This is a genomic window from Reyranella sp. (assembly GCF_044224635.1).
Taxonomy (GTDB): domain Bacteria; phylum Pseudomonadota; class Alphaproteobacteria; order Reyranellales; family Reyranellaceae; genus Reyranella.
In genome coordinates, this window is the sequence record NZ_JBGAKA010000039.1 from 1 (window position 1) to 22,640 (window position 22,640).

The 22,640-nt window shown below is 66.9% G+C and carries 24 protein-coding genes and 2 pseudogenes; 11 read left to right on the forward strand and 15 right to left on the reverse strand.

Features of this window, described 5'->3' with window-relative positions:
- Positions 1–105, reverse strand: a pseudogene (locus ACILR9_RS27180) (co-chaperone GroES); the annotation flags it as partial.
- Between the two features lie 248 nt (positions 106–353).
- Here ACILR9_RS27180 and ACILR9_RS27185 point away from each other — a divergent pair.
- Entirely contained in the window at positions 354–620 is a 267-nt protein-coding gene (locus ACILR9_RS27185) for an usg protein (RefSeq protein WP_395713111.1), read from the forward strand.
- Here ACILR9_RS27185 and ACILR9_RS27190 read toward each other — a convergent pair.
- Together ACILR9_RS27190 and ACILR9_RS27195 are read right to left on the reverse strand one after the other, a co-directional pair.
- Complete coding sequence (locus ACILR9_RS27190; RefSeq protein ID WP_395713112.1) at positions 597–1,577, reverse strand: NAD(P)H-dependent flavin oxidoreductase; 981 nt, start codon at positions 1,575–1,577, stop codon at positions 597–599. The two genes, ACILR9_RS27185 and ACILR9_RS27190, sit on opposite strands and share 24 nt — an antisense overlap.
- A 136-nt stretch (positions 1,578–1,713) precedes the next feature.
- Positions 1,714–2,340 (reverse strand): glutathione S-transferase family protein, encoded by a 627-nt coding sequence (locus tag ACILR9_RS27195; protein WP_395713113.1) that lies wholly within the window; start codon positions 2,338–2,340, stop codon positions 1,714–1,716.
- A 72-nt stretch (positions 2,341–2,412) separates the two neighbouring features.
- On the opposite strand from ACILR9_RS27195, the gene ACILR9_RS27200 reads away from it, so the two are divergent.
- Complete coding sequence (locus ACILR9_RS27200; RefSeq protein WP_395713114.1) at positions 2,413–3,192, forward strand: HpcH/HpaI aldolase/citrate lyase family protein; 780 nt, start codon at positions 2,413–2,415, stop codon at positions 3,190–3,192.
- A 215-nt stretch (positions 3,193–3,407) separates the two neighbouring features.
- On the opposite strand, the gene ACILR9_RS27205 is transcribed toward ACILR9_RS27200, so the two are convergent.
- Entirely contained in the window at positions 3,408–4,613 is a 1,206-nt protein-coding gene (locus tag ACILR9_RS27205) for a cytochrome P450 (protein WP_395713115.1), read from the reverse strand.
- 134 nt (positions 4,614–4,747) lie between these two features.
- Here ACILR9_RS27205 and ACILR9_RS27210 point away from each other — a divergent pair, with 134 nt between their 5' ends.
- From ACILR9_RS27210 to ACILR9_RS27220, 3 genes are read left to right on the forward strand one after another with little or no spacing between them, the layout of a single operon-like run.
- Complete coding sequence (locus ACILR9_RS27210) at positions 4,748–6,655, forward strand: potassium transporter Kup (RefSeq protein WP_395713116.1); 1,908 nt, start codon at positions 4,748–4,750, stop codon at positions 6,653–6,655.
- A gap of 9 nt (positions 6,656–6,664) precedes the next feature.
- The gene (locus tag ACILR9_RS27215) at positions 6,665–7,399 is read left to right on the forward strand and encodes an alpha/beta fold hydrolase (RefSeq protein ID WP_395713117.1); all 735 of its coding nucleotides are present in this window, start codon (positions 6,665–6,667) and stop codon (positions 7,397–7,399) included.
- A gap of 18 nt (positions 7,400–7,417) precedes the next feature.
- Positions 7,418–7,819: a GNAT family N-acetyltransferase gene (locus ACILR9_RS27220; RefSeq protein ID WP_395713118.1), complete on the forward strand. Its 402-nt coding sequence runs from the start codon at positions 7,418–7,420 to the stop codon at positions 7,817–7,819.
- Positions 7,820–7,851: 32 nt separating this feature from the next.
- Here the strand turns inward: ACILR9_RS27220 and ACILR9_RS27225 are convergent, their stop codons facing one another.
- Positions 7,852–8,355 carry a hypothetical protein gene (locus tag ACILR9_RS27225; RefSeq protein ID WP_395713119.1) on the reverse strand — a complete coding sequence of 168 codons (504 nt, stop codon included), beginning with the start codon at positions 8,353–8,355 and terminating at the stop codon, positions 7,852–7,854.
- A 120-nt stretch (positions 8,356–8,475) separates the two neighbouring features.
- Between ACILR9_RS27225 and ACILR9_RS27230 the strand changes: the two genes are divergently transcribed.
- Positions 8,476–9,105: an OmpA family protein gene (locus ACILR9_RS27230; RefSeq protein ID WP_395713120.1), complete on the forward strand. Its 630-nt coding sequence runs from the start codon at positions 8,476–8,478 to the stop codon at positions 9,103–9,105.
- Between the two features lie 97 nt (positions 9,106–9,202).
- Here the strand turns inward: ACILR9_RS27230 and ACILR9_RS27235 are convergent, their stop codons facing one another.
- Genes ACILR9_RS27235 through ACILR9_RS27245 form a run of 3 tightly spaced genes read right to left on the reverse strand, consistent with a single transcriptional unit; the run spans position 9,203 to position 12,896 of the window.
- On the reverse strand, positions 9,203–10,741 hold the full coding sequence (locus ACILR9_RS27235; protein ID WP_395713121.1) for a hydantoinase/oxoprolinase N-terminal domain-containing protein: 1,539 nt from the start codon (positions 10,739–10,741) through the stop codon (positions 9,203–9,205).
- Positions 10,738–11,820: a DUF917 domain-containing protein gene (locus ACILR9_RS27240; protein ID WP_395713122.1), complete on the reverse strand. Its 1,083-nt coding sequence runs from the start codon at positions 11,818–11,820 to the stop codon at positions 10,738–10,740. The genes ACILR9_RS27235 and ACILR9_RS27240 overlap by 4 nt, the downstream gene beginning before the upstream one ends.
- Positions 11,817–12,896, reverse strand: a complete 1,080-nt coding sequence (locus tag ACILR9_RS27245) for a DUF917 domain-containing protein (RefSeq protein ID WP_395713123.1) — start codon at positions 12,894–12,896, stop codon at positions 11,817–11,819. Before ACILR9_RS27245 ends, ACILR9_RS27240 begins: the two co-directional genes overlap by 4 nt.
- Positions 12,897–12,981: 85 nt before the next feature.
- On the opposite strand from ACILR9_RS27245, the gene ACILR9_RS27250 reads away from it, so the two are divergent.
- Positions 12,982–13,551 carry an NADPH-dependent FMN reductase gene (locus tag ACILR9_RS27250; protein ID WP_395713124.1) on the forward strand — a complete coding sequence of 190 codons (570 nt, stop codon included), beginning with the start codon at positions 12,982–12,984 and terminating at the stop codon, positions 13,549–13,551.
- Positions 13,552–13,742: 191 nt separating this feature from the next.
- Here the strand turns inward: ACILR9_RS27250 and ACILR9_RS27255 are convergent.
- Both ACILR9_RS27255 and ACILR9_RS27260 read right to left on the reverse strand, forming a co-directional pair.
- Positions 13,743–13,958, reverse strand: a pseudogene (locus ACILR9_RS27255) (FAD-dependent monooxygenase); the annotation flags it as partial.
- Between the two features lie 66 nt (positions 13,959–14,024).
- Positions 14,025–14,696 carry an AroM family protein gene (locus ACILR9_RS27260; protein ID WP_395713125.1) on the reverse strand — a complete coding sequence of 224 codons (672 nt, stop codon included), beginning with the start codon at positions 14,694–14,696 and terminating at the stop codon, positions 14,025–14,027.
- A gap of 213 nt (positions 14,697–14,909) precedes the next feature.
- On the opposite strand from ACILR9_RS27260, the gene ACILR9_RS27265 reads away from it, so the two are divergent.
- Positions 14,910–16,181 (forward strand): MFS transporter, encoded by a 1,272-nt coding sequence (locus ACILR9_RS27265; protein ID WP_395713126.1) that lies wholly within the window; start codon positions 14,910–14,912, stop codon positions 16,179–16,181.
- Here ACILR9_RS27265 and ACILR9_RS27270 read toward each other — a convergent pair.
- Together ACILR9_RS27270 and ACILR9_RS27275 are read right to left on the reverse strand one after the other, a co-directional pair.
- Complete coding sequence (locus tag ACILR9_RS27270) at positions 16,162–16,545, reverse strand: c-type cytochrome (RefSeq protein ID WP_395713127.1); 384 nt, start codon at positions 16,543–16,545, stop codon at positions 16,162–16,164. The genes ACILR9_RS27265 and ACILR9_RS27270 overlap by 20 nt on opposite strands.
- Before the next feature lie 87 nt (positions 16,546–16,632).
- Entirely contained in the window at positions 16,633–17,151 is a 519-nt protein-coding gene (locus ACILR9_RS27275) for a methylated-DNA--[protein]-cysteine S-methyltransferase (RefSeq protein WP_395713128.1), read from the reverse strand.
- A 122-nt stretch (positions 17,152–17,273) separates the two neighbouring features.
- On the opposite strand from ACILR9_RS27275, the gene alkB reads away from it, so the two are divergent.
- Positions 17,274–17,909, forward strand: coding sequence for a DNA oxidative demethylase AlkB (alkB, locus tag ACILR9_RS27280; protein ID WP_395713129.1), 636 nt, complete (start codon positions 17,274–17,276; stop codon positions 17,907–17,909).
- A gap of 43 nt (positions 17,910–17,952) precedes the next feature.
- A complete protein-coding gene (locus ACILR9_RS27285) occupies positions 17,953–18,279 on the forward strand; it encodes a hypothetical protein (protein ID WP_395713130.1) in 327 nt (108 codons plus the stop codon).
- A gap of 28 nt (positions 18,280–18,307) precedes the next feature.
- Here ACILR9_RS27285 and ACILR9_RS27290 read toward each other — a convergent pair whose 3' ends face one another.
- From ACILR9_RS27290 to ACILR9_RS27300, 3 genes are read right to left on the reverse strand one after another with little or no spacing between them, the layout of a single operon-like run.
- Complete coding sequence (locus ACILR9_RS27290) at positions 18,308–19,276, reverse strand: Bug family tripartite tricarboxylate transporter substrate binding protein (protein WP_395713131.1); 969 nt, start codon at positions 19,274–19,276, stop codon at positions 18,308–18,310.
- A 19-nt stretch (positions 19,277–19,295) separates the two neighbouring features.
- Positions 19,296–19,730, reverse strand: coding sequence for a Zn-ribbon domain-containing OB-fold protein (locus ACILR9_RS27295; RefSeq protein ID WP_395713132.1), 435 nt, complete (start codon positions 19,728–19,730; stop codon positions 19,296–19,298).
- Positions 19,727–20,887, reverse strand: coding sequence for a thiolase family protein (locus tag ACILR9_RS27300; RefSeq protein ID WP_395713133.1), 1,161 nt, complete (start codon positions 20,885–20,887; stop codon positions 19,727–19,729). The genes ACILR9_RS27295 and ACILR9_RS27300 overlap by 4 nt, the downstream gene beginning before the upstream one ends.
- A 161-nt stretch (positions 20,888–21,048) precedes the next feature.
- Here ACILR9_RS27300 and ACILR9_RS27305 point away from each other — a divergent pair, with 161 nt between their 5' ends.
- On the forward strand, positions 21,049–22,572 hold the full coding sequence (locus ACILR9_RS27305; protein ID WP_395713134.1) for an amidase: 1,524 nt from the start codon (positions 21,049–21,051) through the stop codon (positions 22,570–22,572).
- The last annotated feature ends 68 nt before the right edge of the window (positions 22,573–22,640 follow it).

A 22,640-nucleotide genomic window follows, 5' to 3' on the forward strand; every position in this document is an offset into this window, starting at 1 on the left:
CGGCTTTTCCTTGGCCGTGTCCGGAATGATGATGCCGCCCCTGGTCTTCTCTTCCTCCGCGACGCGCTTGACCACGACGCGGTCGTGAAGCGGACGGAACTTCATGTTCTTCCTCCAATATCCGTTGAGCCCGAAAAATCTTGCTATCAGCACTCGCGCACGACGAGTGCCAAAGGCGCACGGCATGTAGGGCCCCAGCCAATGCAAGTCAAGACGTCGGGAACCAAGTAACTTCGCATGAGCAGCAATCGCCAAGAAGCGCTGCTAATTAATTGAAATGGAACGATAATATTGATTTTTAGTTGAACGTGCCTGACTATTCGCCAAGGCGTGGGTTGTCAAGGAGCCGTTCAATGGGCCGGAGCTTTGCCGTGCAGCTTGGTGACTACCGGATCACCACTGCTGAAATCCTCTACTGGATGCCCGACCATAGCCACGTGCTGCAAAGTTTCGTATGGCAGAATCTCGATCTCGCGCCGCGGTTTCCTGCCCTGACCCGCTTCCTCGACTTCTGGCAACGCAACCTCGACGGCAGGCTGCATCGCGTGCGCATCGCCAACGCCGCCCTGATCAAGCCCGCCGAGTTCCGCTTCTCGTCAGGTCTCTACGAGCTGCATTGAGCGTCGCGCCGCGGCGTACTCCGCCGCGGTCCGCTCGATCAGCTCGGCTACGGACGGAACCCCCGAGACGCCCGACACCGCGTGGCCGGCGCTCCAGATGTCCTTCCAGCGCCTGGCGTCTGGCCTCTCGCGCGCGGCGGCATTGATGTCCTTGGCGATATCGATGGCGCCACGGCTCGGCAGGTTGGCCGGATCGAGCCCGGCCGCCTCGATCGACGGCCGCAGCATGTTGGTCTCGAGGCCGGTGAAGGCCCTGGTCAGCAGGACGTCGTCGAGCCGGCTCCGAACCAGCATGGCCTTGTAGGCGTCCTTGGCCATGCTCTCCTGCGTGGCGATGAACTTGGTTCCCATGTAGGCGAGGTCGCAGCCGAGCGCTTCGGCGGCCGCAACGGCATGGCCGTCCGCCATGCCACCCGCCATGACGACAATGCCCTTCCAGAAGGCACGCACCGCGCGGGTGAAAGCAAAGGGGTTGGCCCACCCGGTCTGCCCGCCGGCGCCGGCCGTCAGCAGCACCAACCCGTCGACCCCGGCCGCCACCGCCTTCTCGGCATGACGCACCGACGCGACATCGGCCAACACCAGGCAACCGGCATCCTTGAGCGGTTTCAATACCGGCTCGGGCGAGCCGACCGATGTGATGACGACCTCCGTCTTGTGGCGCAGCACTGAAGCGAGATCGTCGGTCAGCCGCGGGTTGGAGCGATGGACGATCAGGTTCGGGCAGAAGGGGGCCGGCGACCGGCCGGTCGCATCGGCAGTGCGTGCGAGGTCATCCTGCAGGTCATCCAGCCACGCCTCCAGCTCCTCCGACGTGCGGCAGTTGGCCGTGGGGAAGGACCCGATCACGCCGCCGCGGCAGGCTGCCTTCACGAGTGCCGGACCGGACACGAGGAACATCGGCGCGGCAATCAGGGGCAGGCGGAGACGGCTGGAGAGGCTAGCGGAAAGTGGCATGGCGGGTCGTTCGATTGAAGAGCGGCGGAAAGGAAAGGTCCCTGGCTGCGCTCAGGATGACAACGATACTGTCAACCCGAGCGCAGCGGGGGACCTTTGGTTTCTGGCCGCGGCGCAAGAGCACGCCGCGATCAACTCAAGCGGCCGCGGTCAGCCCTTCCTGCTCGAGCACGCGCTTGACCGCCGGACGGTTCTTCATGCGCTCGTAGTGTGCGGCGCAGTTCTTGGGCAGCGGCATCTTCATGCGCCCGGACGCCCAGAACTCGACGTAGAACAGCGCCGCGTCGGCAATCGAGAATGAGCCCGTGAGATACTCCTTGCCCTCGAGGGTCTTGTTCATGAGCTCGAGGCCCTTCTCCATGATCTCCTTGCCGCGCGCCTTGACCTTGTCGTGGTCGGCTTCGGTCGGCGCGTAGTTCATCGGTCGGAACATGCGCGAGAAGCCCTGCATGTGCATGGTCGACACCGCGTAGTCCATCGCCTCGATGGCGCGCGCCTCGCCGTCGGCGTCGGTCGGCAGCAGGCCCTTCTCGGGATTCTTGCGCGCGAGCCACATGGCGATCGCCGGAAACTCGGTCAGCACCGAGCCGTCGTCGCGCTGCAACGTCGGCACCTTCGACTTGGGATTGAGCTTCACGAAGTCGGGTCCGTACTGCTCCTGCTTGGCGCCGTCGATCTTCTGCAGGTCATAGGGCTTGCCGATCTCCTCAAGCAGAACATGAATGCCGATCGAGCACGCGCCGGGCATGTAATAAAGCTTCATCTCAACCCTCCTCGAGGTGGTTCTTCCTTGGGACGGGCGAGGCTAGCATCGGCACAAGAAGGGGGAAACACGATGCCAACGCAAAATCTGCGATCCCTGGTCGGCACCGGCGGGACCAAGGTCGGGACGTTCCTGTTCGAGTTCGCGACGCCCGGGATCGGCCAGATCCTCAAGGCGGCCGGCGCCGACTTCGCCGTGCTCGACATGGAGCATACCGGTTTTGGGTTCGATACCGTCCGTCAGGTCGTGCGCTACTGCCAGGCGGCCGAGCTGCCGCTGATCGTGCGCGTGCCCAGCCAGCATCGGCATCACATCTCGCGCGCGCTCGATACCGGCGCCGATGGCGTGATGGTGCCGATCGTGTCGTCGGTCGTGCAGGCCAAGGCGATCGTCGACGCGGCGAAATACTGGCCCGACGGCACGCGCGGCGTGGCGCTCGGCCTCGCCCACGAGCGCTTCGCCGTACGCAGCGAGCCGCTGGTGCCGCGCTTTGCCGAGCAGAATGCCCGCACCTGCCTGATCCTGCAGATCGAGGATGCGCATGGCGCAGCGGCGGCCGACGATATCGCCGCCATGCCCGGTGTCGACATGCTGTGGCTCGGCCACAACGATCTCTCGGTGGCGCTCGGCGAGCCAGGCGCATTCGACCATTCCGACTTTCTCAAGGCCGAGCAGGCGACCCTCGAGGCGGCGCGCAAGCACGGCAAGTCGGCCGGCCGATTGGCGGTCGATGCGCGCCAGGGCGCCCAGTTCGCCGCGATGGGTTACGACTTCGTGTCGATCGCCGGCGACGTCTGGCTGCTGCAGCAGGCTTTTGGCAGCGGAGTGGCGACGGTGAAGAGCGGGCAGTGAAAGCTCATGGCCGGGAGCGCAGCCGACGTGGCGCTCCTCTCATTCCCCTCCCCAGCTTTGCTGAGGGGTGTCGCGGTCTTACCGCGACGGAGGGGTCATGAGTCACGTGAGAGGGCCTATGACCCCTCCGTCCGCGATTACGCGGACACCTCCCCAGCAGAGCTGGGGAGGAACAAGCGCGAGAGTGGCGCGCTCCCAGCGCATGACCTTGTGCTCTATCCGCGGATCACGACCGGCAGCGATCGGATGCCGCGGATGAAGTTGGAATAGAGCCGCACCGGCGGGCCGGCGATCTCGAACGCGAGATCGCGTTTCAGGATCTCCTCCCACAGGATCTTGAGCTGCATCTCGGCCAGGCGGTCGCCGACGCAGCGATGGATGCCGGCGCCGAACGACAGATGCTGGCGCGGTCTCGGCCGGCCGACGACGAAGCGGTCCGGTTCCTCGATCGCCGCCTCGTCGCGATTGCCCGAGACGTACCACATCACCACCTTGTCGCCGCGCGCGATGCGCCGTCCGGCAAGCTCGGTGTCCCTCGTTGCGGTGCGCCGCATATGGATCACCGGCGTCTGCCAGCGGATGGTCTCTGACACCAGGTTGTCAAGCAGCTTGCCGTCCGCCCGCACTTTGGCGAGCTCGCCCGGATTGTTCTGCACGGCGATCAGGCCACCGGTCATCGAGTTGCGGGTGGTGTCGTTGCCGCCGACGATCAGCAGGCCGAAGGTGCCGATGAACTCGTTGAGCGGCATGTTCTGCGTCGCTTCCGAGTGCGCCATCATCGAGATCAGGTCGAAGGTCGGCGGTCGCGCCGCGCGCTCCTTCCACAGCGCCGCCATGATCTCAGCCATCTGGCGCAATTCGGCGAGGCGCTCGGCCTCGCTGTGCACCACGGCCTCCTTGTCCGCGACATTGGCGATCGCCACGTCCGACCAGTGCGTGAGCTTGCGCCGGTCGGCCTGCGGAAAGTCGAACAGGGTCGCCAGCATCATGGCGGTGAGCTCGGTCGAGACGCGATCGACCCAGTCGAACGGCTGGTTGCGCGGCAGATCGTCGAGCACGCCTGATGTGCGCTGGCGGATCAGCGCCTCCATGTTGGCGAGGTTGGACGGGGCCACGATCGGCGCGACCGTCTTGCGCTGCGCCGTGTGACGTGGCGGGTCCATACGGATGAAATTGGGCAGCTCCTGGCCCTTCGGCTGGTCGGCGATCTGGATGCCGCCCAGCTCCGACGCCGACGAGTAGGTCGCGTGGTCGAGCTCGACCTTCATGATGTCGGCGTAGCGGGTCACGGACCAATAGGGCCCGTAGGGACTCGTCTCGTGGTGGTGGACGGGGTCTTCCCGCCGCAGGCGTTCGAATGCGGGGCGCCAGGTATCGTCACGGTACAAGCACGGATCGCCGACGTCGGGATAGTCTTCCATGCGCCAAGGCCGCCCGGGCACCGGCCGCAAGTCAAGCGCATTCGTCGCAACGGCCCTGCAATTGGCGCGTTGACAGGTTCCGAACACAAGCGCACATCGTCGCGCCGCCGCCAACCCTGGCGGCGTTCGACATCATGGCCCCGGACAACGCGCGACCGTCGATTGCAGCCGACGCCCACGATCCCAACACCGGAGCCGTTGCCGGGTTGATCGTCGGCGCCCTGGGGGTGGTGTTCGGCGACATCGGCACCAGCCCGCTCTACGCCCTGCGTGAATCCTTCCGTCATGGGCTGGAGCCGACGCCCGAGCACGTGCTGGGCGTGCTGTCGGTGCTGTTCTGGGCGATCACGCTCACCGTCACCATCAAGTACGTGACCCTGATCATGCGGGCGGACAACCGCGGCGAGGGCGGTGTTCTGGCGCTCGCCACCCTGGCGACGCGCGGTCTCAACGGCAAGAGCCGCCGGATTCGCCGCGGCATCACCCTGATGGCCGTGATCGGGCTCGCCCTGTTCTACGGCGACGCCATCATCACCCCGGCCGTCTCCGTGATGGGCGCCGTCGAGGGCCTGTCGGCGGTCGCGCCCGGCCTGACCCCGCTGGTCGTGCCGCTCTCCCTGGCCATCCTGGTCGGGCTCTTCCTGCTCCAGGCGCGCGGCACGGCCGACGTCGGCCGGCTGTTCGGCCCGGTCATGCTGATCTGGTTCATTACGCTCGGCGTGCTCGGCGCCTGGCAGATCGCCAAGCATCCCGGGGTGCTCCACGCCGTCAACCCTGTCTACGCCGTTCGCGTCATCGCCGATCAGGGTTTGGGCATCTTCTGGGCCTTCGGCTCGATCGTGCTGGCGGTAACCGGCGCCGAAGCGCTCTACGCCGATATGGGCCATTTCGGCCGACGGCCGATCCGCATGGCCTGGCTCGGCCTGGTGATGCCGGGGCTTCTGCTGAACTATTTCGGTCAAGGGGCGCTGATCATCGCCGACCCCGGCAGCGTTCATCAGGTGTTCTTCGAGCTGGTACCGCAGGATTTCGTCATCGGGCTGGTCGTTCTGTCGACTCTGGCCGCGGTCATCGCCTCGCAAGCGGTCATCACCGGCGTGTTCTCGCTGACTCGCCAGGCCATCCAGCTGGGCTACCTGCCGCGCATGGCGATCCAACACACGTCGGAAATTGCCATCGGCCAGATCTACATTCCGCGGGTGAACTGGATTCTGATGGGTGGCGTCGTCGCCCTGGTCGTGGGCTTCGGCTCCTCGAGCGCACTGGCCGGCGCCTACGGTCTCGCAGTGACCGGCGCCATGCTGGTCGATGCGACGCTGGCGGCCGCGGTGGCAATCCTGGTGTGGCGCTGGCGCTGGCAAACAGCGATCCTCGTGTTCGGTCTGCTCGCGGTGCCCGATCTCGCCTTCTTCATCGCCAACGCACTCAAGATTCCCGACGGCGGCTGGCTGCCCCTTCTGATTGCCGGGCTGGTCTACTACACGATCACGACATGGCGGCGCGGCCGCCGTGTCGTTGCACAGGAACTGAGCGAGGGTGCCCTGCCGCTGCGTCAGTTTCTGGAGCGCATGGAACGCGTGCCCGATCGCGTCGCCGGCACGGCGGTATTCCTGACCGCCGACGCCAGCCGCACGCCGTCGGCTTTCCTGCACAATCTCAAGCACAACAAGGTGCTGCACGAGCGCATCATCATCCTCCAGGTCGAGACCATGGAGGTTCCGCGCGTCGCCGAAACCAACCGCGTCGAGGTCGAACGGCTGGGCAAGGGCTTCTATACGGTGATCGCCCGCTACGGTTTCACCGAGCAGCCCGACATTCCGGATGCCCTGCGCGCCTGCCGCCAGCACGGCATCGCTTACGACGAGATGGAGACGAGCTTCTTCCTCGGGCGCGAGACGCTGGTGGCTGGCCAGCATCCCAAAATCAGCCGGTGGCGCCGCGACTGGTTCATCTCGCTGTCGCATTCGGCGTCGGCGACGAAAACCTTCTTCCGCATCCCGCCCAACCGTGCCATCGAGCTCGGCAACCAGATCCAGATCTGAGACCCGGCCATGGCGCAATCGCCCGACTCGGTACAATCGACGGCCAAACCGACGCTGGTGCTGCTGCCCGGCCTGCTGAACACCCGGCGACTGTTCGAGCATCAGATCGAAGCGCTGTCCGACATCGTCGATTGCGTGGTCCCCGAGCTGTGGCACTACGACTCGGTCGCCGCCATGGCCCAGGCGGCAATCGATTCCGCTCCGTCGCGCTTTGCGCTCGCCGGCTTCTCGATGGGCGGTTACGTCGCCTTCGAGGTCATGCGCCGGGCGGGCGGGCGCGTCGATCGGCTTGCCCTGATCGACACCCAGGCGAGCTCCGATACGCCGGAAACGACGGCGCGTCGGCGGGGCTTCATCGAGCAGACGCGCATCGGCCGCTTTCACGGCGTGCAGCCCTCCCTGCTGCCGCGGCTCCTCCACCCCAGCCATGTTTCGAGCAAGCTCATCACCCAGCCCATCCTCGAGATGGCGGCCGAGATCGGCGCCGCCGGCTTCGTGCGCCAGCAGGAAGCGATCATGGGCCGCCCCGACAGCCGGCCGTTGCTGGTCGATATCGCCGTGCCGACGCTGGTGATCGTCGGTCGCCAGGACGCCTCCATCCCGCTGCACCGGGCCGAGGAGATGGCAGCCGACATCGCGACCTCCCGGCTCGTCGTTCTCGAGGAATGCGGACACATGAGCCCCCTGGAGCGACCGGCGGAAGTCTCGTCCGCCTTGCGCCTGTGGCTGAACGGACAACCCTGACCCGATTGGCAACCCACAATGAACACGGTCTACGCCCGCGAGGATTACCTCGGCGCCGACGAATACATTGAGGTGGTCCGCAAGTCCGGCCTCAACCGGCCGATCGCCGACCGCGGCCGCATCGAGCGCATGCTCGCGCATGCCAACCTGATCATCACCGCGCGGCAGGACGGCCGCCTGGTCGGATTTGCCCGCTCGCTAACCGATTTCTGCTTCTGCTGCTACCTGTCCGACCTTGCCGTCGACAAGGCGTGCCAGGGCCAGGGAATCGGCCGACGCCTGATCGACGAAACCCGCACCCAGGCGGGCGGCGCCCTGACGACGACGCTGCTGCTGTCGGCGCCGACCGCCGTCAGCTACTACCAGGGCCTCAAGATGCCCCAGGCGGACAATTGCTACCTCTTCCGGCGCGAGAAGTAGGCCGGTCGGGCCAGGCCAGCCGTCGCCGGGGCTCAGCGTCCCTGCTGGGCCCGCCGGGCTTGTTCATATTGCTGAGCGAAACCCGCGAGGGGCATATCGAGAGGCCCGATCATGTTGTCGCCCTGCAGCGAGACCTGGATGGTCATCAACCTGCCGCGCAAAAATTCGTCCAGCAGCTCGGCCGAGCGAAGCGGTTCCCAGCTGCAGGTGCCGCCATTGCAAATACTGGTTGAGATGAAGGGCCACTGATCTACCCTCACGCTGGCGCGCTGGCCCACGCCGTCGACCAGCACGGTGAGTGTCGCGGAGGCCACCGAGTAGCTGAGGATGACGAAGGTGCCGAGCAGGCTGTTGCCGTCGATCGTTGCGGAGACGGTGCAATCGCGGCCCATATTGCAGTTCGCAACCCATTGATTGGGCCCCTGATTCTGCCCGCCTAGCCCCTGCGCTGCGGCGCACTGGGCAAACAGGGAAAGCCCCAGGGCCACGCTAAGCATTCGATTCATTGACAATGTCACCCGCTCGTCGTTGGCCAAGCCTAAGGGCAGTCAGGCGTCAGGGCAAACCTCATACGTTGAGCAATAATCTGCATTGCACCCCTGCCATGAATTTACCATGATGTTGTCGAGGGCAAGTCCGCCCGGGGAGAGGGGATCATGTTGAGAAGACTGTTGGTCATCATGGCTGCTGCGTTCCTGCTGGGAGCGTGCGACGAGCCGAAGCCTGCTGCTTCGCCTCCGCCCCCGCCGCCGCCCGCGCCGCAGACCTTCATGGTGTTCTTCGACTGGGATAGCACCAAGCTGTCCGACGCCTCGATGAACGTCATCAGCCAGGCGGCTGACTCGTACAAGTCCAAGGGCAATGCACGCATCACTGCGACTGGCCACACCGACACGTCGGGTACGGAAGCGTACAACATGGCGCTGTCTCTGCGCCGTGCCAACGCCGTCAAGGACGCGCTGGTACGCACTGGTGTGCCCGCCACGGCGATCAGCGTGGTCGGCCGCGGCGAGCAGGGCCTGCTGGTTCCGACCGGCGACGGCGTGCGCGAGCCGCAGAACCGCCGTGTCGAGATCGCGATCATGGGGCCGGCGGCTCCGATGATGAGCGATGCCGAATACTGCCGGATCCTGGCGCAGCGTTGGCGCGACTACGACCGCACCGGCGCGCAAGGCCCGGGCCCGCAGGCGATCGCCAAGTGTGACTCCGGCAACTACGCGGAAGGTATCCCCACCCTCCAGCGCTTGCTGACGGATGCCAAGGTGCCGTACCCGCCGCGCAGCTAGTGGTCAGCTGAGCCCAAGGAAAAGGCGGCCCATGAGGCCGCCTTTTTCATGGGAGCGCACCACCAGCGAGAAGCAACCTTTTCCGCTGGGAGCGCGCTCAGCCGGCCGCGACGTCTCCGACCACGCGGACCCGCACGCGGACTGAATTGCCAGGAAGATAGGCGAGCGGCATGTCCTCGCTGTCGATGGTGGCGAGCGTCTTGCGGTCGGCGCCGGCGGCAACGGCGCGATCGTTGGCGATCGTCTGGGCAGCCTCGATGGCATCGCGCCGCGTCATGTCCTTGAAGATCTGGTCGCACTCGCCGGAGACCTGGGCGATGGCGGCGCCGACTGCGTTGGCGCAGTCGCCGTGCTCGACATGGATCACCCGCGAGACGCCCGGCAGCTGATCGGGGATCAGGAAGGCGCCGCCGCCGACCGCGATCAACGGCACGTCGCCCGCTTCGGTCTTCATGCGATCGATCGCCTCCTCGGCCATGCGCGCGGCTTCGGCGAACACCTTCCGGCAGGTCGCAGCGTCGAGATGGGCGACCTTCTTCCTGTCGCCGAGGTCGAGCACCCCCGAGGCAATGGCGATGTCCGTGGTCGTGAGCTGGCTGCCGCCGAAGGCGACGCCCTCCTTCAACAGGCGATAGCCGACCGACAGCGGCCCGACCTTGAGCGGCTCGAGCACGACATGGCTGCCGCCGCCCAGGCCGATCGACAGGAGATCGGGCATGCGAAACAGCGTGCGCACGCCGCCGACCTTGACCACCGAGTTCGCCTCGCGCGGAAAGCCGTTGCGGAGCTGGCCGACATCGGTGGTGGTGCCGCCGACATCGATCACCATGGCGTCGGCCAGCCCGGACAGGTAGGCGGCGCCGCGCATCGAATTGGTCGCGCCCGATGCGAAGGAATAGACCGGCAGGCGGCGCGCTTGGCCCGCTTCGGCGACGGTTCCGTCGTTCTGGGTGATGAACAGGGGCGCGGCGATGCCGGAGTCGCGGATCGCCTTCTCGAAAGCGGCGATGGTGTCGCGCGCCAGATCGGCCAGCGCGGCGTTCAGCAGCCCGGCGTTCTCGCGTTCCAGCAGGCCGATGCGGCCGAGGTCCGACGAGCAGGTGATCGAGGCATCGGGGATCACCTCACCCACCAGCTCAGCCGCGCGCTTCTCGTGGCTCGGGTCGAGCGGCGAGAAGATCGACGAAATGCCGACCGATTTCAGGCCTGCCGCCTTCATCTCCCGGGCGGCCTTCAGCACGGCCGCCTCGTCGAGCGGCATGAACAGGCGGCCGTCATACTCGTGACCGCCTTCGACCATCCACACGCCGCCGCGCACCAGCTCGGCGAGATCCTCCGGCCAATCGCAGAACGGCGGCAACGACGCCGAGGCGGGCATGCCGAGCCGCAGCGCCGCAACCCTCGTCAGATGGCGGCGCTGGACCACGGCATTGATGAAATGCGTGGTGCCGATCATCACGCCGTCGATGCGCCCGCTCTTCAGCACGCCGGTCGCGCCGAGCCGCTGCAGCGAGTCGAGGATGCCGCTGGTGACATCCTCGCTGGTTGGCGCCTTGACCGCGCGGACCACCTTGCCTTGTTCGATGAGGACAGCGTCGGTGTTGGTGCCGCCGACATCGATGCCAATTCGTCTCATGAGGAAAAAACACTCCTGAAGTCGAGGTCGTAGCCGAAGGCGCGTGGGCCGACATGATCGAGGCCGCGCGGCGAGAGGAAGACGGGCGGCGGCGGCAGGGCGATCACGGTGACGCGCTGGCCGTAGCGGATGGTCTCGCTGCCGACCGCCTCGCCCGACACCGAATCGAGCACGCAGATCAGATCGGGCGACATGGCGATCGGCTCCTTGTCGATGAACGCCACGATCCATTCGTTCTGGAAGTTGATGGTCATGGTGGCGTCGCGCCACGCGTCCAGTCCGTCGAGGCGGGCAACGCCGCGCAAAAAACCCTCTGTCGCGCGCCGCGCCACGTCGACCACCTTGCCCTTGTAGAGAAGCTTGCCGGGCTCGACGCCGAGGATGGCGGCAATCGGATCGTCATGGCGGCGCTGCGCCTCGCGCACCGCATGGCCGATCGCCATGGCCTTGGTGGTGGTGCCGTGGATGCCCCACTTCTTGACCTCCGCGCCGGTCCGTGGCGGCTGGCAGGTGGCGGCGACCGAGCCGTACTCGACGCAGATCTTGCGCACGACGCGCTCGGCCCATTTCCAGGTCGGCACCTTGCCGACCACCGATTCCAGCCCGCGCACGTCGACCGCGGTCAGCGGCCAGGGCGTGAGCCCGCCCACCGCCACCGAGGTCATCTGCGCTTCGGGATAGGCACGCCCCATCGTGTCGGAATCGACGATCGGACGCTTCAGATGCGCGGCCGCCATCAGGGGACGCACACCGTTGGCGCCGCCGATCTCCATGCCCATGAGGCCGGCGAAGCGATAGCCGGTGTGCTCTTCCATGAGCGACACCGCGCGCGCCAGGGTGAGGCTGTCGGTCAGGCGCTCCTGGCCAACGAGCGGCGCGCCCATGTTGGCGACCACGCCGACCCGGTCGTCGTCATCGAGGTCGGCGGCATCGATCAGCTGCACGCGATAGCCGTCGCGGTAGAGCGCTCGCATGTTGAGCAAAGGCAGATAGGGATTGCCGCCGCCGCCGGTGCCGAGGATCCAGGCGCCGACAGCGAGCGATTCGATGTCGTCGGCAGTGATGTCGCGCAGGCTCATGCAAACACGCTCTTGAACTCGATGTCGTAGCCGAAGGCGCGCGGACCGACATGCTGCAGGCCCTTGGGCGAGAGGAACACCGGGGGTGGCGGCAGGGCGATCACGGTGACGCGCTGGCCGTAGCGGATCGTCTCGGTGCCGACCGCCTCGCCGGAAACCGAGTCGAGCACGCAGATCAGGTCGGGCGACATGGCGATCGGCTCGCCGTCGCGCCAGGCGACGATCCATTCGTTCTGGAAGGCGAGCTCCAGGGCGGCGCCGCGCCACTCGTCCATGCCGTCCAGGCGCGTGCGGCCGCGCAAAAATCCCTCTGTGGCGCGCCGCTCGACGTCACTTACCTTGCCCTTGTACAGGACCCTGCCGGGTTCGACATCGAGGATGGCGGCAACCGGGTCGTCGTGCCGGCGCTGCGCTTCGCGCACCGCGTGGCCGATCGCGATCGCCTTGGTCGTCGTGCCATGAATGCCCCACTTCTTGACCTCGGCGCCGGTGCGCGGCGCCTTGCAAGTCGAGGCGATCGAGCCGTACTCAACGCAGATCTTGCGGCTCACCCGTTCCATCCACTTCCAGGTCGGCACCTTGTCGACGACCGCTTCGAGGCCGCGCACGTCCACAGTGGTGAGCGGACACGGCACGAGATCACCGACCGCGACCGAGGTCATCTGCGCCTCGGGATAGGCGCGGCCCATCATGTCCGAATCGAGCACCGGCCGCTCGAGATGGGCCGCCGCCATCAGCGGCTGTATCGAATTGCCGCCACCGATCTCGAGCGACATGATCGCGCGGAACCGGCGGCCGATATGCTCTTCCATCAGCGCCACCGCGCGGGCGATGGTGCGACTGTCGGTCAGCCGTTCCTGGCCCACCAGAGGGGCGCCCATGTTCGACACCGCCGCCACCCAATCGTCATCGGCGAGCGCTTCGCTCGACATCAGCTGGACGCGATGGCCCTCCTTGTAAAGGGCGCGCATGTTCAACAAGCCGAGATAGGGACTGCCGCCACCGCCGGTGCCCAGAATCCAGGCACCGACCGCAAGTGATTCGATGTCGTCGATCGTGATGTCACGCAAAGCCATTACGTTGCCAACTCCCCCGCCCGGACCTATGTAGCCGCCTGCCTCATCGCTGACAAAGCACCAGTAACCGGGGAGAAACCGCGCAATGTCCGACTCAATCAAGCTCGTCGCCTTCTGCGGCAGCCTGCGCAAGGCGTCGTTCAACCGCATGGCGCTCAACGCTTTCGCCGAGCGGCTGCCGGCCGGCGTCTCGTTGTCGACCATCGAGATCGACTGGCCGCTCTACGACGCCGACATCCAGGCCAAGGGCTTTCCCGACAAGGTCCAGGCGGCGCAGAAGGCGATGCTCGAGGCCGACGGCATCGTGTTCGCGACGCCTGAGTACAATTACGGGCCATCGGGCGTGCTCAAGAACGCCATCGACTGGCTGTCGCGCACGACGCCGCAGCCTTTCGCGGCCAAGCCGGTCGCCATGTTCGGCGCCTCGGGCGGCGTGCTCGGCACGGCGCGCGCGCAGTATCAGCTGCGCCAGATCCTGATCTTCCTCGACGGCCGGCCGGTCAACAAGCCCGAGGTCATGATCGGCCAGGCGCAGAACCGCTTCACCGACGGCAAGCTGAACGACGAAGCGACGGCTAAGCTGCTGGCCGATCTCGGAGCCTCGCTGATCCTGGCGATCCGCCACGCCAAGGCGGCAGCGGCGCACGTGAAGTAGGCAGGACGCGAAAGACGCTCATGGTCTTCCGGACGGCGAGCGGGACGCTCGCGGTCCGGAAGACGCATGAACTTACACCGCCCTCGTCTTCACATGCTCGGGCTGCACGCCGAGCCCGAGCAGGCGGGCGGGCAGCCGCTGCAGCCACGGCACGCGGTTCATCAAGCGCACCGGCAGGTGTGAGAAGTCGGCGCGACCTGGACGCGCTGTGGGCCGAACTGGGCACCGAACCGCACCACCGCCTGGTGCGGCAACTTCAGAAATTCATCGAGCAGGCCGAGCTCGTCCATGACGTCCAACGTGGACGGGTGGATCGTGTCGCCGCGGAAATCCCGCAGGAAGTCCTTGTGCTTCTCGAGAACGATCACCGCGACGCCGGCGCGCGCCATCAGGAAGCCCAGCATCATGCCGTCCGGCCCGCCGCCGACAATGCAGCAACGCGTCCTCACCCTACTCTCATTTGAAACCGCAGCTCATTCGAGCATCTCGCGCAGCACGCGGCCGGTCGCCGTGATGGCGAGCAACGCGGGCACGTCGAGCGTCTGCTTGATCCAGCCCTTGGTCTCCGGAGTGTAGCTCATGCAATCCATGGCGACGAGATCGGGTCGATGCGCCGCGAGCCGTTGGCCGGCGGCGGCAGCCTCGCCGGCGCCGGCGCTGGGCGCCAGCGCTTCGACCACGACCTCGAGGCCGGGCCGCGCCCATTTCGACGTGAGCTTTTCGGACTGCTCGATGAGCGGAACGAGAAGACCCAGGCGGCCGCGCGGCAGCAGGCCGGTCGCCAGGCCGTTCAGCACGCGCGACGGGAACAACACGCCTTCGTCATTCGCCATCGGCGGAAATTCGCCGGTGCAGGCATAGACCAGGACATCGCATCCGTCGTCGCGCAGCTTCGCCAGCGCCGCCGGCGAGCGCGCCGTCACCGCCTTCTTGGACAGCCGCACATCGCGCCCGCCGCGCAGGCGCGTGTAGAGGGTATCGGCGCCGTTCTCCGGCTGGAGTCGGTCGACCTCCTCGTCCGACAGGCCGTCGAGCGCACCGCGTAGCACGACCTTCGTGCCGGCAGGGGCATGGGCTGCGAACAGCGTCGCGATATCGTCGCGTGGCGCCTGACCGACTGTCACGATTCCAAGGGTGCGTGCCATGCCCCGGATGATAGCCTATTGGCCGTCCGTCGGCACGGCATCCGAATCTTCACGACCGCGGGCGCCTGCCCTGAGCTTGCCGAAGGGTCCCGCCCGCTCACGCTCTTCGTCTTCCCGACCGCGAGCGTCCCGCTCGCTCATGATTCATGAACATGGGCGAGCGGGACGCTCGCGGTCCGGAAGACCATGACCCTGATTCATGAGCACGAGCAAATGCTTCGGTCCACGCCGAAGGACGGCTGCACAGGCGGCGTGCTAGGCGATCGCGGCAATGGCATCGAGATTGCCGCTCCTCATCTTGCTGATCGCCGTCACCTGCCTCAGCCAGTTCTATCGCGTCTCCAACAGCGTGATTGCGCCGGAGCTGACGCGCGATCTCGACCTCACCGCCGCCAGCTCGGCTGGGCGGGCAGCGCCTTCTTCTTCGCCCTGTTCGCCGTCCAGGTGCCGGTCGGCATGTGGTTCGACCGCTACGGTGCACGCCGCACCGTCACCGGCTTGTCCGTCCTCGCCATGGGCGGCGCGGTGTGGATCGCCCAGGCGAGCGACGCCGCGGGCCTGATCGGCGCGCGCGCCGTGGTCGGCGTCGGCTGTGCCGCGTCATTCATGTCGGTGGTGTTCCTGTGCTCGCGCTGGTTCAAGCCGGCCAATCTCGCATCCGCCCTGTCGTGGGTGTTCGCCGCCTCGAACATCGGCACGCTGGCGGCGGCCACGCCGCTCGCCTGGATCGCGGCGACCATCGGCTGGCGCAACGGCTTCCTGGGTCTCGCCGCCCTCACCGTGCTGGTTGCCGGCTGCTTCTACGCTTTCGTGCGCGACCGTCCGCCCGGCGCGACGGTCCCCGCCGCGCGGCGCGAGAGCTTCGGAGACATCGTGAAGGGCCTGATCGAGGTCTGGACGACGCGCGACCTCGGCCCGGTGCTCGCGATGCACTTCTTCGCCTATGCCACCATGCTGACCGTGCTCGGCGTGTGGGGCGGCCCCTATCTCTACGATGTCTACAGGCTCGACGGCGTGCAGCGCGGCAACGTCCTGCTGGCCATGGGCGTGGCCCAGATCCTCGGCATCCTGGCCTACGGCCCGATGGACCGGCTGCTGCGCTCACGCAAGAAGGTGGTGCTGGGCGGTGCCGCGATCTCGGTGGCGTTGCTGCTCGCGCTCGCCGGGCTGCCGCGGCCGCCGCTTGCCGTCGCGGTCGCGCTGCTCACCGCCTTCTGCTTCTTCTGCGCCTTCGGAACGGTGATCGTGGCGCAGGGCCGCGCCCTGTTTCCCGACCGCCTGGCCGGGCGTGGCGTCACCACCGTCAACATGGCGCAGTGCCTCGGCCTCACCGTATTGCCGGCCGGCATGGGCTACATCATCGAGGGCTTCGGCAATTCGGAGCAGGCCTATCGGCTGGCCTTCGCCGCCCTCGCGGCCGGCCTGGTGCTGGGCGCCAGCACCTATCTGCGCTCGCGCGACAGCTCTACTGCGTCGCCTGCTTGAGATAGGCGACGAGATCGGCAAGCTGTTCCGTGTTCTTCACGCCGTTGAACACCATCGACGTGCCGGGCACCATGTTGCGGGGATCGGCGCAGTAGTCCGCCATCGTCTTGTCATTCCAGACGATCTGCGAGTTGATCATCGCCTCCGAGAAGGCGAAGCCCTGAACCGTGCCGGCCTTGCGGCCGAACACGCCATGAAGATTGGGACCGGTGGTGCTGGCGCCGCCCTTGTCGAGGGTATGACAGGCCCGGCACTGCTGATTGAACAGGCGCTGGCCACGGGCGGCATCTCCCGACTGAGCCAGCACGACCGAACCCGACAACCCTATCACCAGAGCGATGGCGACGCCTGCAAGTGCCCTCATCCTGCCGTCCTCCGACCATCTGCCAACTTTTGACCCGTGATCAGGTCGCACCATGCGCGACGATCGCCGGACGATGCAAGGAGCCGGCTACGCCGGGTGCAAGTGGCCGGCCATGCCCTCGCGCTCGAGCAGAGCGCGTTTGCGCCACACGCCCCAGCGATAGCCGGAGATCGAGCCGTCCTTCTTGAGGACCCGATGACACGGCACGATCACGGCCAAACGGTTGGCGGCGCACGCCTCGCCGACCTCGCGTGCAGCGCGCGGCATGCCCAGGCGGCCGGCGAGTTCGCCGTAGGTCGTCGTTGTTCCCGTGGGAACGTCGCGCAAAGCCTGCCACACCGCCAGCTCGAACTCGGAGCCCCGCAGGTCGAGCGCGAGGTCGCAAGGCGCCCACGGATCCTCGAGGCGCGCGGCGATGGTGCCGATTGTGTCCTGCAGAGCAACCGGATCCTCGACGGTCTCGGCCTCGGGGAAACGCGCGGCGAGGTCGGAGGCCGCCACCGTCGTGGCACCGAGCTCCACCAGGGCGAGGCCGCGTTCCGACAGCACCGCGACGAAGGGACCGAGGGGGCTTTGGCCTGACGCGTAACGAAGGATGGTCGTCATGTGATTCTCCTCAATTGATTGGGGTGCCCATCGCCGGGAGCGCGAACATAGGCACGGCACCGCGAATTGGCGCTCCGCCAGCGGATTGGAATTCGCACGCGGGACGCCATATTGATGCCGCGATGTTGGACCTGTTCGATCCACAGGAGCGTGTCGTCATCGGCGAGCAGGCCGTGCTGATGCGCGGCCGCGCCCTTGCCGTCGACACGGCGCTGCTGGCCGCCATCGACGCCATCGCCGGCCGCGCGTCCTTCCGCCGCATGGTGACGCCGGGTGGCTACGAGATGTCGGTGGCGATGACCAATTGCGGCCGGGTCGGCTGGGTCACCGACCGGACCGGCTATCGCTATGCGCCGCACGATCCGGCGACCGGCAGGCCATGGCCCCCGCTCCCCGATGTTTTCGCAACGTTGGCGCATGACGCGGCGACAGAGGCCGGCTTCGCCGATTTCTTTCCCGATGCCTGCCTGGTCAATTGCTACGAGCCCGGCGCCCGCCTCTCGCTGCACCAGGACAAGGACGAGCAGGACTATCGCCATCCCGTCGTCTCGGTGTCGCTCGGCCTGCCTGCCACCTTCCAGTTCGGCGGCCTGAAGCGCGGCGACCGGCCCCTGAAGGTGCCGCTGACGCATGGCGACGTCGTGGTGTGGGGCGGCGCCTCGCGCCTGGTGTTTCACGGCGTGCTGGCGCTCAAGGACGGCGACCATCCGCTGACAGCTCGCCGGCGCTTCAATCTCACCTTCAGGAAGGCCCTGTAGCCGCTCGGCAGCCGCTACCCGGCCTTGATGGCTTGCTCCTTCAGTGGCCCAAATCATTGAAAAAATGGCTGCACTTTACCACGACGAGCTCTTTAGCGGTGGCGCTTACAGCCGCAAGGAAGCCTTCCGGGCTTTCCACAACCGCTTCTCCCACGGCGTCATCATGTACTTCCACACTGTCGATCGAGCGGATGATTTGCGCGCCCGCTCAGCCGCCTTCGTCTGGGAGTGCGCCGTCAACGGCAAGAGCGCCGCCTGCCGCTGCGTCGACGACCGCGTCTTCTGCGCCACCCGCACCGCAGTCACCGAGGTCGATGTCGTCGACCTCAATGCCATCGAATCCATTCTCGGCGTCAATCTCGGCGCATAACACACCTGCGCCTCCGACGTCGCCGCTGCTACTCGGCCTTGATCCCCTGCTCCTTGATCAGCGTCACCCAGCGCTTCTCTTCCTTGTCATAGAACGCCTTGAACTCGGCCGGCGTCGAGCTGCGGATCTCGACGCCCTGCTGCTTGAAGCGCTCGATCACGTCGGGGTCGGCGGCGACCTTGGCGATCGCCTTCTGCAGCTTGTCGACGATCGCCTTGGGCGTACCCGCCGGCACCACCATGCCCTGCCAGAACACCGCTTCGAAATCCTTGAGCCCCGCTGCTTCGATCACGGTCGGGATGTCGGGGAAGGCCTGCGAGCGCTTGACGCTCGAGATGGCGATGGCGCGCGTCTTGCCCGCGGTCAGCAACGGCTTGGCCTCGAGCGAGGCCGAGAACATCATCTGGGCGTTGCCGGCCGCCACGTCCTGGCCGGCCTGCGCGCCGCCCTTGTAGGGCACGTGGATGAGATTGAGGCCGGCCTGCGCCTTGAGGAGCTCGGCCGCCAGATGGTTGGTGGCGCCGATGCCCGAGCTCGCGATGTTGAATTTGCCGGGATTGGCCTTCACGGTGGCGATCAGCTCGGCCATGTTCCTGGCCGGGAAATCGACATTGACGTGCAGGATGAAGGGCGTGAACGACATCAGCGACACGAGCTCGAAGCTCTTGTGCGGATCGTACTGCACGTTGCCGGTGAGGGTCGGGTTGATCACCAGCGAGGTGCCGCCAGCGTAAATCGTGTAGCCGTCGGGCGCCGCCTTGGCGACGAAGTTCGACGCCACCGTGGTTGCGGCACCGGCGCGGTTGTCGACGATGACCGGCTTGCCGAGCTCAGCCGACAGCTTCTCGGCATAGACGCGCGCCACCGCATCGTTCACGCCGCCCGGCGGATAGGGCACCACCATCGAGATCGGCTTGGTCGGCCAATCGGTCTGCGCCTGGGCGCCACACGAGAGCAGCGCCGCCAGCATGCCGGCGACGAAAGTCGAACGCTTCACCTTGTTCCTCCGGGAAAATCTACTCGGCGACGAAATACGGCAGGGTCACATCCTTGGTCACCGGCTCGAAGGCAAGCCGCACGCGCTTGCCGATCGCGAGGTCACCTTCGGCGACGCCGTGCATCTGCGCATTGACGCGAACGCCGGCATCCATGTCGACCAGCGCCACGATGTAGGGCGCCGCCGCCTTGAAGAAGAAGTTGAAGGGATGATGGCAGACCGTCCAGCTGTGGATGGCGCCGCCGGTCGGCATCTCCTTGTAGGTGCTCTCCATCGAGAAGCAGTGCGGGCAGAGCGGGCGCGGATAGTGTCGAACCTTGCCGCAGGCGCCGCAGTGCTGGAGCATGAACCGACCTTCGCGCAGGCCGTCCCAATAGGGCTGGCTGTCGCGCGTCGGCGTCGGCAGGGGCTGCTCGGGGGCCGGTGCCGATGCCGGTGTCGTCGCCGTGCTCATGCCGCCCTCCGCAGGATCGCGATCGACCCGTCGCCCATGTCGCCATAGCCGGTGACCAGACCCAGCTCGGCGTCCTTGACCTGTGCCTTGCCGGCCTCGCGGCGCAGCTGGCGGGTGAGCTCGACGACGTGATTGAGTCCGACGACATGAGCCTGGCTCAGCAGGCCACCGTGGGTATTGATGGGAAGCGCGCCGCCGACCCTGATCCGGCCATCCATGATGAATGGCCCGCCCTCGCCCTTCTTGCAGAAGCCGAGCAGCTCGAGCTGGTTGATAACGGTGAAGGTGAAGCAGTCGTAGATCTCGGCGAGGTCCATGTCCTGCGGGCCGACGCCCGCCATGGCATAGGCGCGCGGCGCCGCCTTGGCGAGGCCGAACTCGAGCAGGTCAGGCCGCTGGGCGATCGACGCCGGCGATTCGGGATGGCCCTCCGCCACCCCCATGACCGTCACCAGCGGTTTCTTCAGGTCGCGCGCGCGGTCCGCGGCGCTGATGATGATCGCGGCTCCGCCGTCGCTCTCCAGGCTGCAATCGAACAGGCGAAACGGATCGGAAATCATGCGCGAGGCGTGATGCTCCTCGACGGAGAGCGGCTTGTTCATCACCACGTTGCCATTGAGCATCGCATGCTCGCGCGTCACCACGGCGATCTCGGCGAAGTGCCGCGCCGTCGTGCCGTAGAGCGTCATGTGGCGCCGCGCCCCCTGGGCATAGAGCTGGGCCGGCGCGAACATGCCGATCGGCGCCTCGAACTCGGCAGCGAGGGCGAACTGCGGGAACTGCTGCAGGCGGGTGCTGACGCGGGCGCCGGAATAGCCGGTGCGGCCTACCGACAGCAGCACGTGGTTGCATACGCCGGTCGCCACCGCCATCACGGCCGTCTGCATCGCCGCCACGCAGCTGGCGCCGCCCATCGGCACGAAGACCGAGAGCTTGAGGTCGGGCAGGCCCAGATTTGCAACGAGGTCCTCGGCGATGCCGCCGCCCGGGAAATACGGGATGACCCCGTCGATGTCGCGCGGGTGCAAGCCGGCATCCTCGATCGCCGCCAGGCTGGCCTCGAGCTGCAGCGCGAGCGCGTTCTTCGGTGTCCCCCGCGCGTAAGCCGTCTCGCCGATGCCGCTCACCGCCGCCTTGTCGCGAAGCGGGTGTGTCATTGTCTTCGTCCCTCCTCCCGGTCCCTCATCTCCTCCCCAGCTTCGCTAGGGAGGAGAATGAGTGCGCGCGCGAGCAGCGTGCTCGCGGTCCAGGAGATTCACCATGCCCTTCCCCCGCAGAAACCGGAAGGGCTAAGCTCTGCATCAACCGAGGGGGATCAATGTCAAACGAAGAACTGGTCGAGCTGTCTTCCGTCGAGCTGCGGAATCGCATCGGCACCAAGGAAATTTCGCCGGTCGAATTGCTCGAGGCCTGCCTCGCCCGCATCGAGAGCCTGAACCCGGCGGTCAACGCCGTCACCGCGATGTCGGTCAAGCGGGCGCGCCAGGAGGCCAAGGCGGCCGAGGCCGCGGTGCGGCGCGGCGAGGACCTGCCGCTGCTGCACGGCCTGCCCACCGGCATCAAGGATCTCGAGGAGACCAAGGACCTGCTCACCACCTACGGCTCGCCGCTCTATCGCGACTTCGTGCCGAGCTGGGACAACGTCATGGTCGGGCGCGTGCGCGCGGCGGGCGCCGTGGTGGTCGGCAAGACCAACGTGCCCGAATTCGGCGCCGGCTCGAACAGCCGCAACCCGGTGTGGGGCGCCACCGGCAATCCGTTCAATCCGACGCTCAATGCCGGCGGCTCGTCAGGCGGCTCGGCGGCGGCGCTGGCGACCGACATGCTGCCGGTCTGCACCGGGTCGGACACCGGCGGCTCGCTGCGCAATCCCGCCGCCTATTGCGGCATCGTGGGTTTCCGGCCGTCACCCGGCATGGTCGCCGTCGAACGCCGCGCCATGGGATGGACGCCGATCTCGGTGCTGGGGCCGATGGGCCGTTCGGTGGCCGACCTCTGTCTGCTCTATGCCACGCAGATCGGCCAGCACGACACCGATCCGCTGACCTTCCCGATCGACGGCGACGCCTTCGCCGAGCCCTGGCCGGTCGATCTCGGCAGCCTCAAGGTCGCGTGGACCGAGGATTTCGGCAACGCGCCGGTCGAGAAGGGCATCCGCGCGACGATGCGCGAGAAGATCAAGGGAATGAGGTCGCTGTTCCGCTCGCTCGACAAGGTCGACATGGATCTCGGCGAGACCGATCGCTGCTTCGACGTGATCCGCGCCGTGAGCTTCGTCGCCCGCTACCGCGACGCCTATGAGAACAACCGCGAGCTGCTCGGGCCCAACATCCGCGCCAACTACGAGATCGGCGCCAACATGACCCTGGCCGACTTCGCCTGGGCGCACGCCGAGCAGACCCGCATCTTCCGCAAGTTCCAGGAGCTCTACCGCGACTACGATCTCGTCGTGGGCCCGACCGTCGGCTTCTCGCCGTTCCCCTGGAAACAGCTCTACATCGAGGAGATGGACGGCAGGAAGCTGCGCAACTACTACCACTGGATGGCCTCGGTATACGTGATCTCGCTGGCGACCAACCCGGCCGTGTCGCTGCCCTGCGGCGTCGATCACAGAAAGATGCCGTTCGGCCTGCAGGTCATCGGCCGCTTCCGCGGCGACGGCGAGGTGCTGGGCGCCGCCCATGCGATGGAGCAGGCCTTCAAGCGCATCCCCGGCCTCGCCCGGCCGAAGCCCGACCTCGGCAAGCTGCGCAAGGCGCGCCCCGATCTCAAGTCGATCGTCACCCATCCGCCGAAGCTCAACGCCAAGCCGACGAAGGGCCCGGCCCCGGGCGCGCTGTAGTTCACTCCCCTCCCCGGCTTCGCCGGGGAGGTGTCGCGTCATACGCGACGGAGGGGTCATGAGCGACA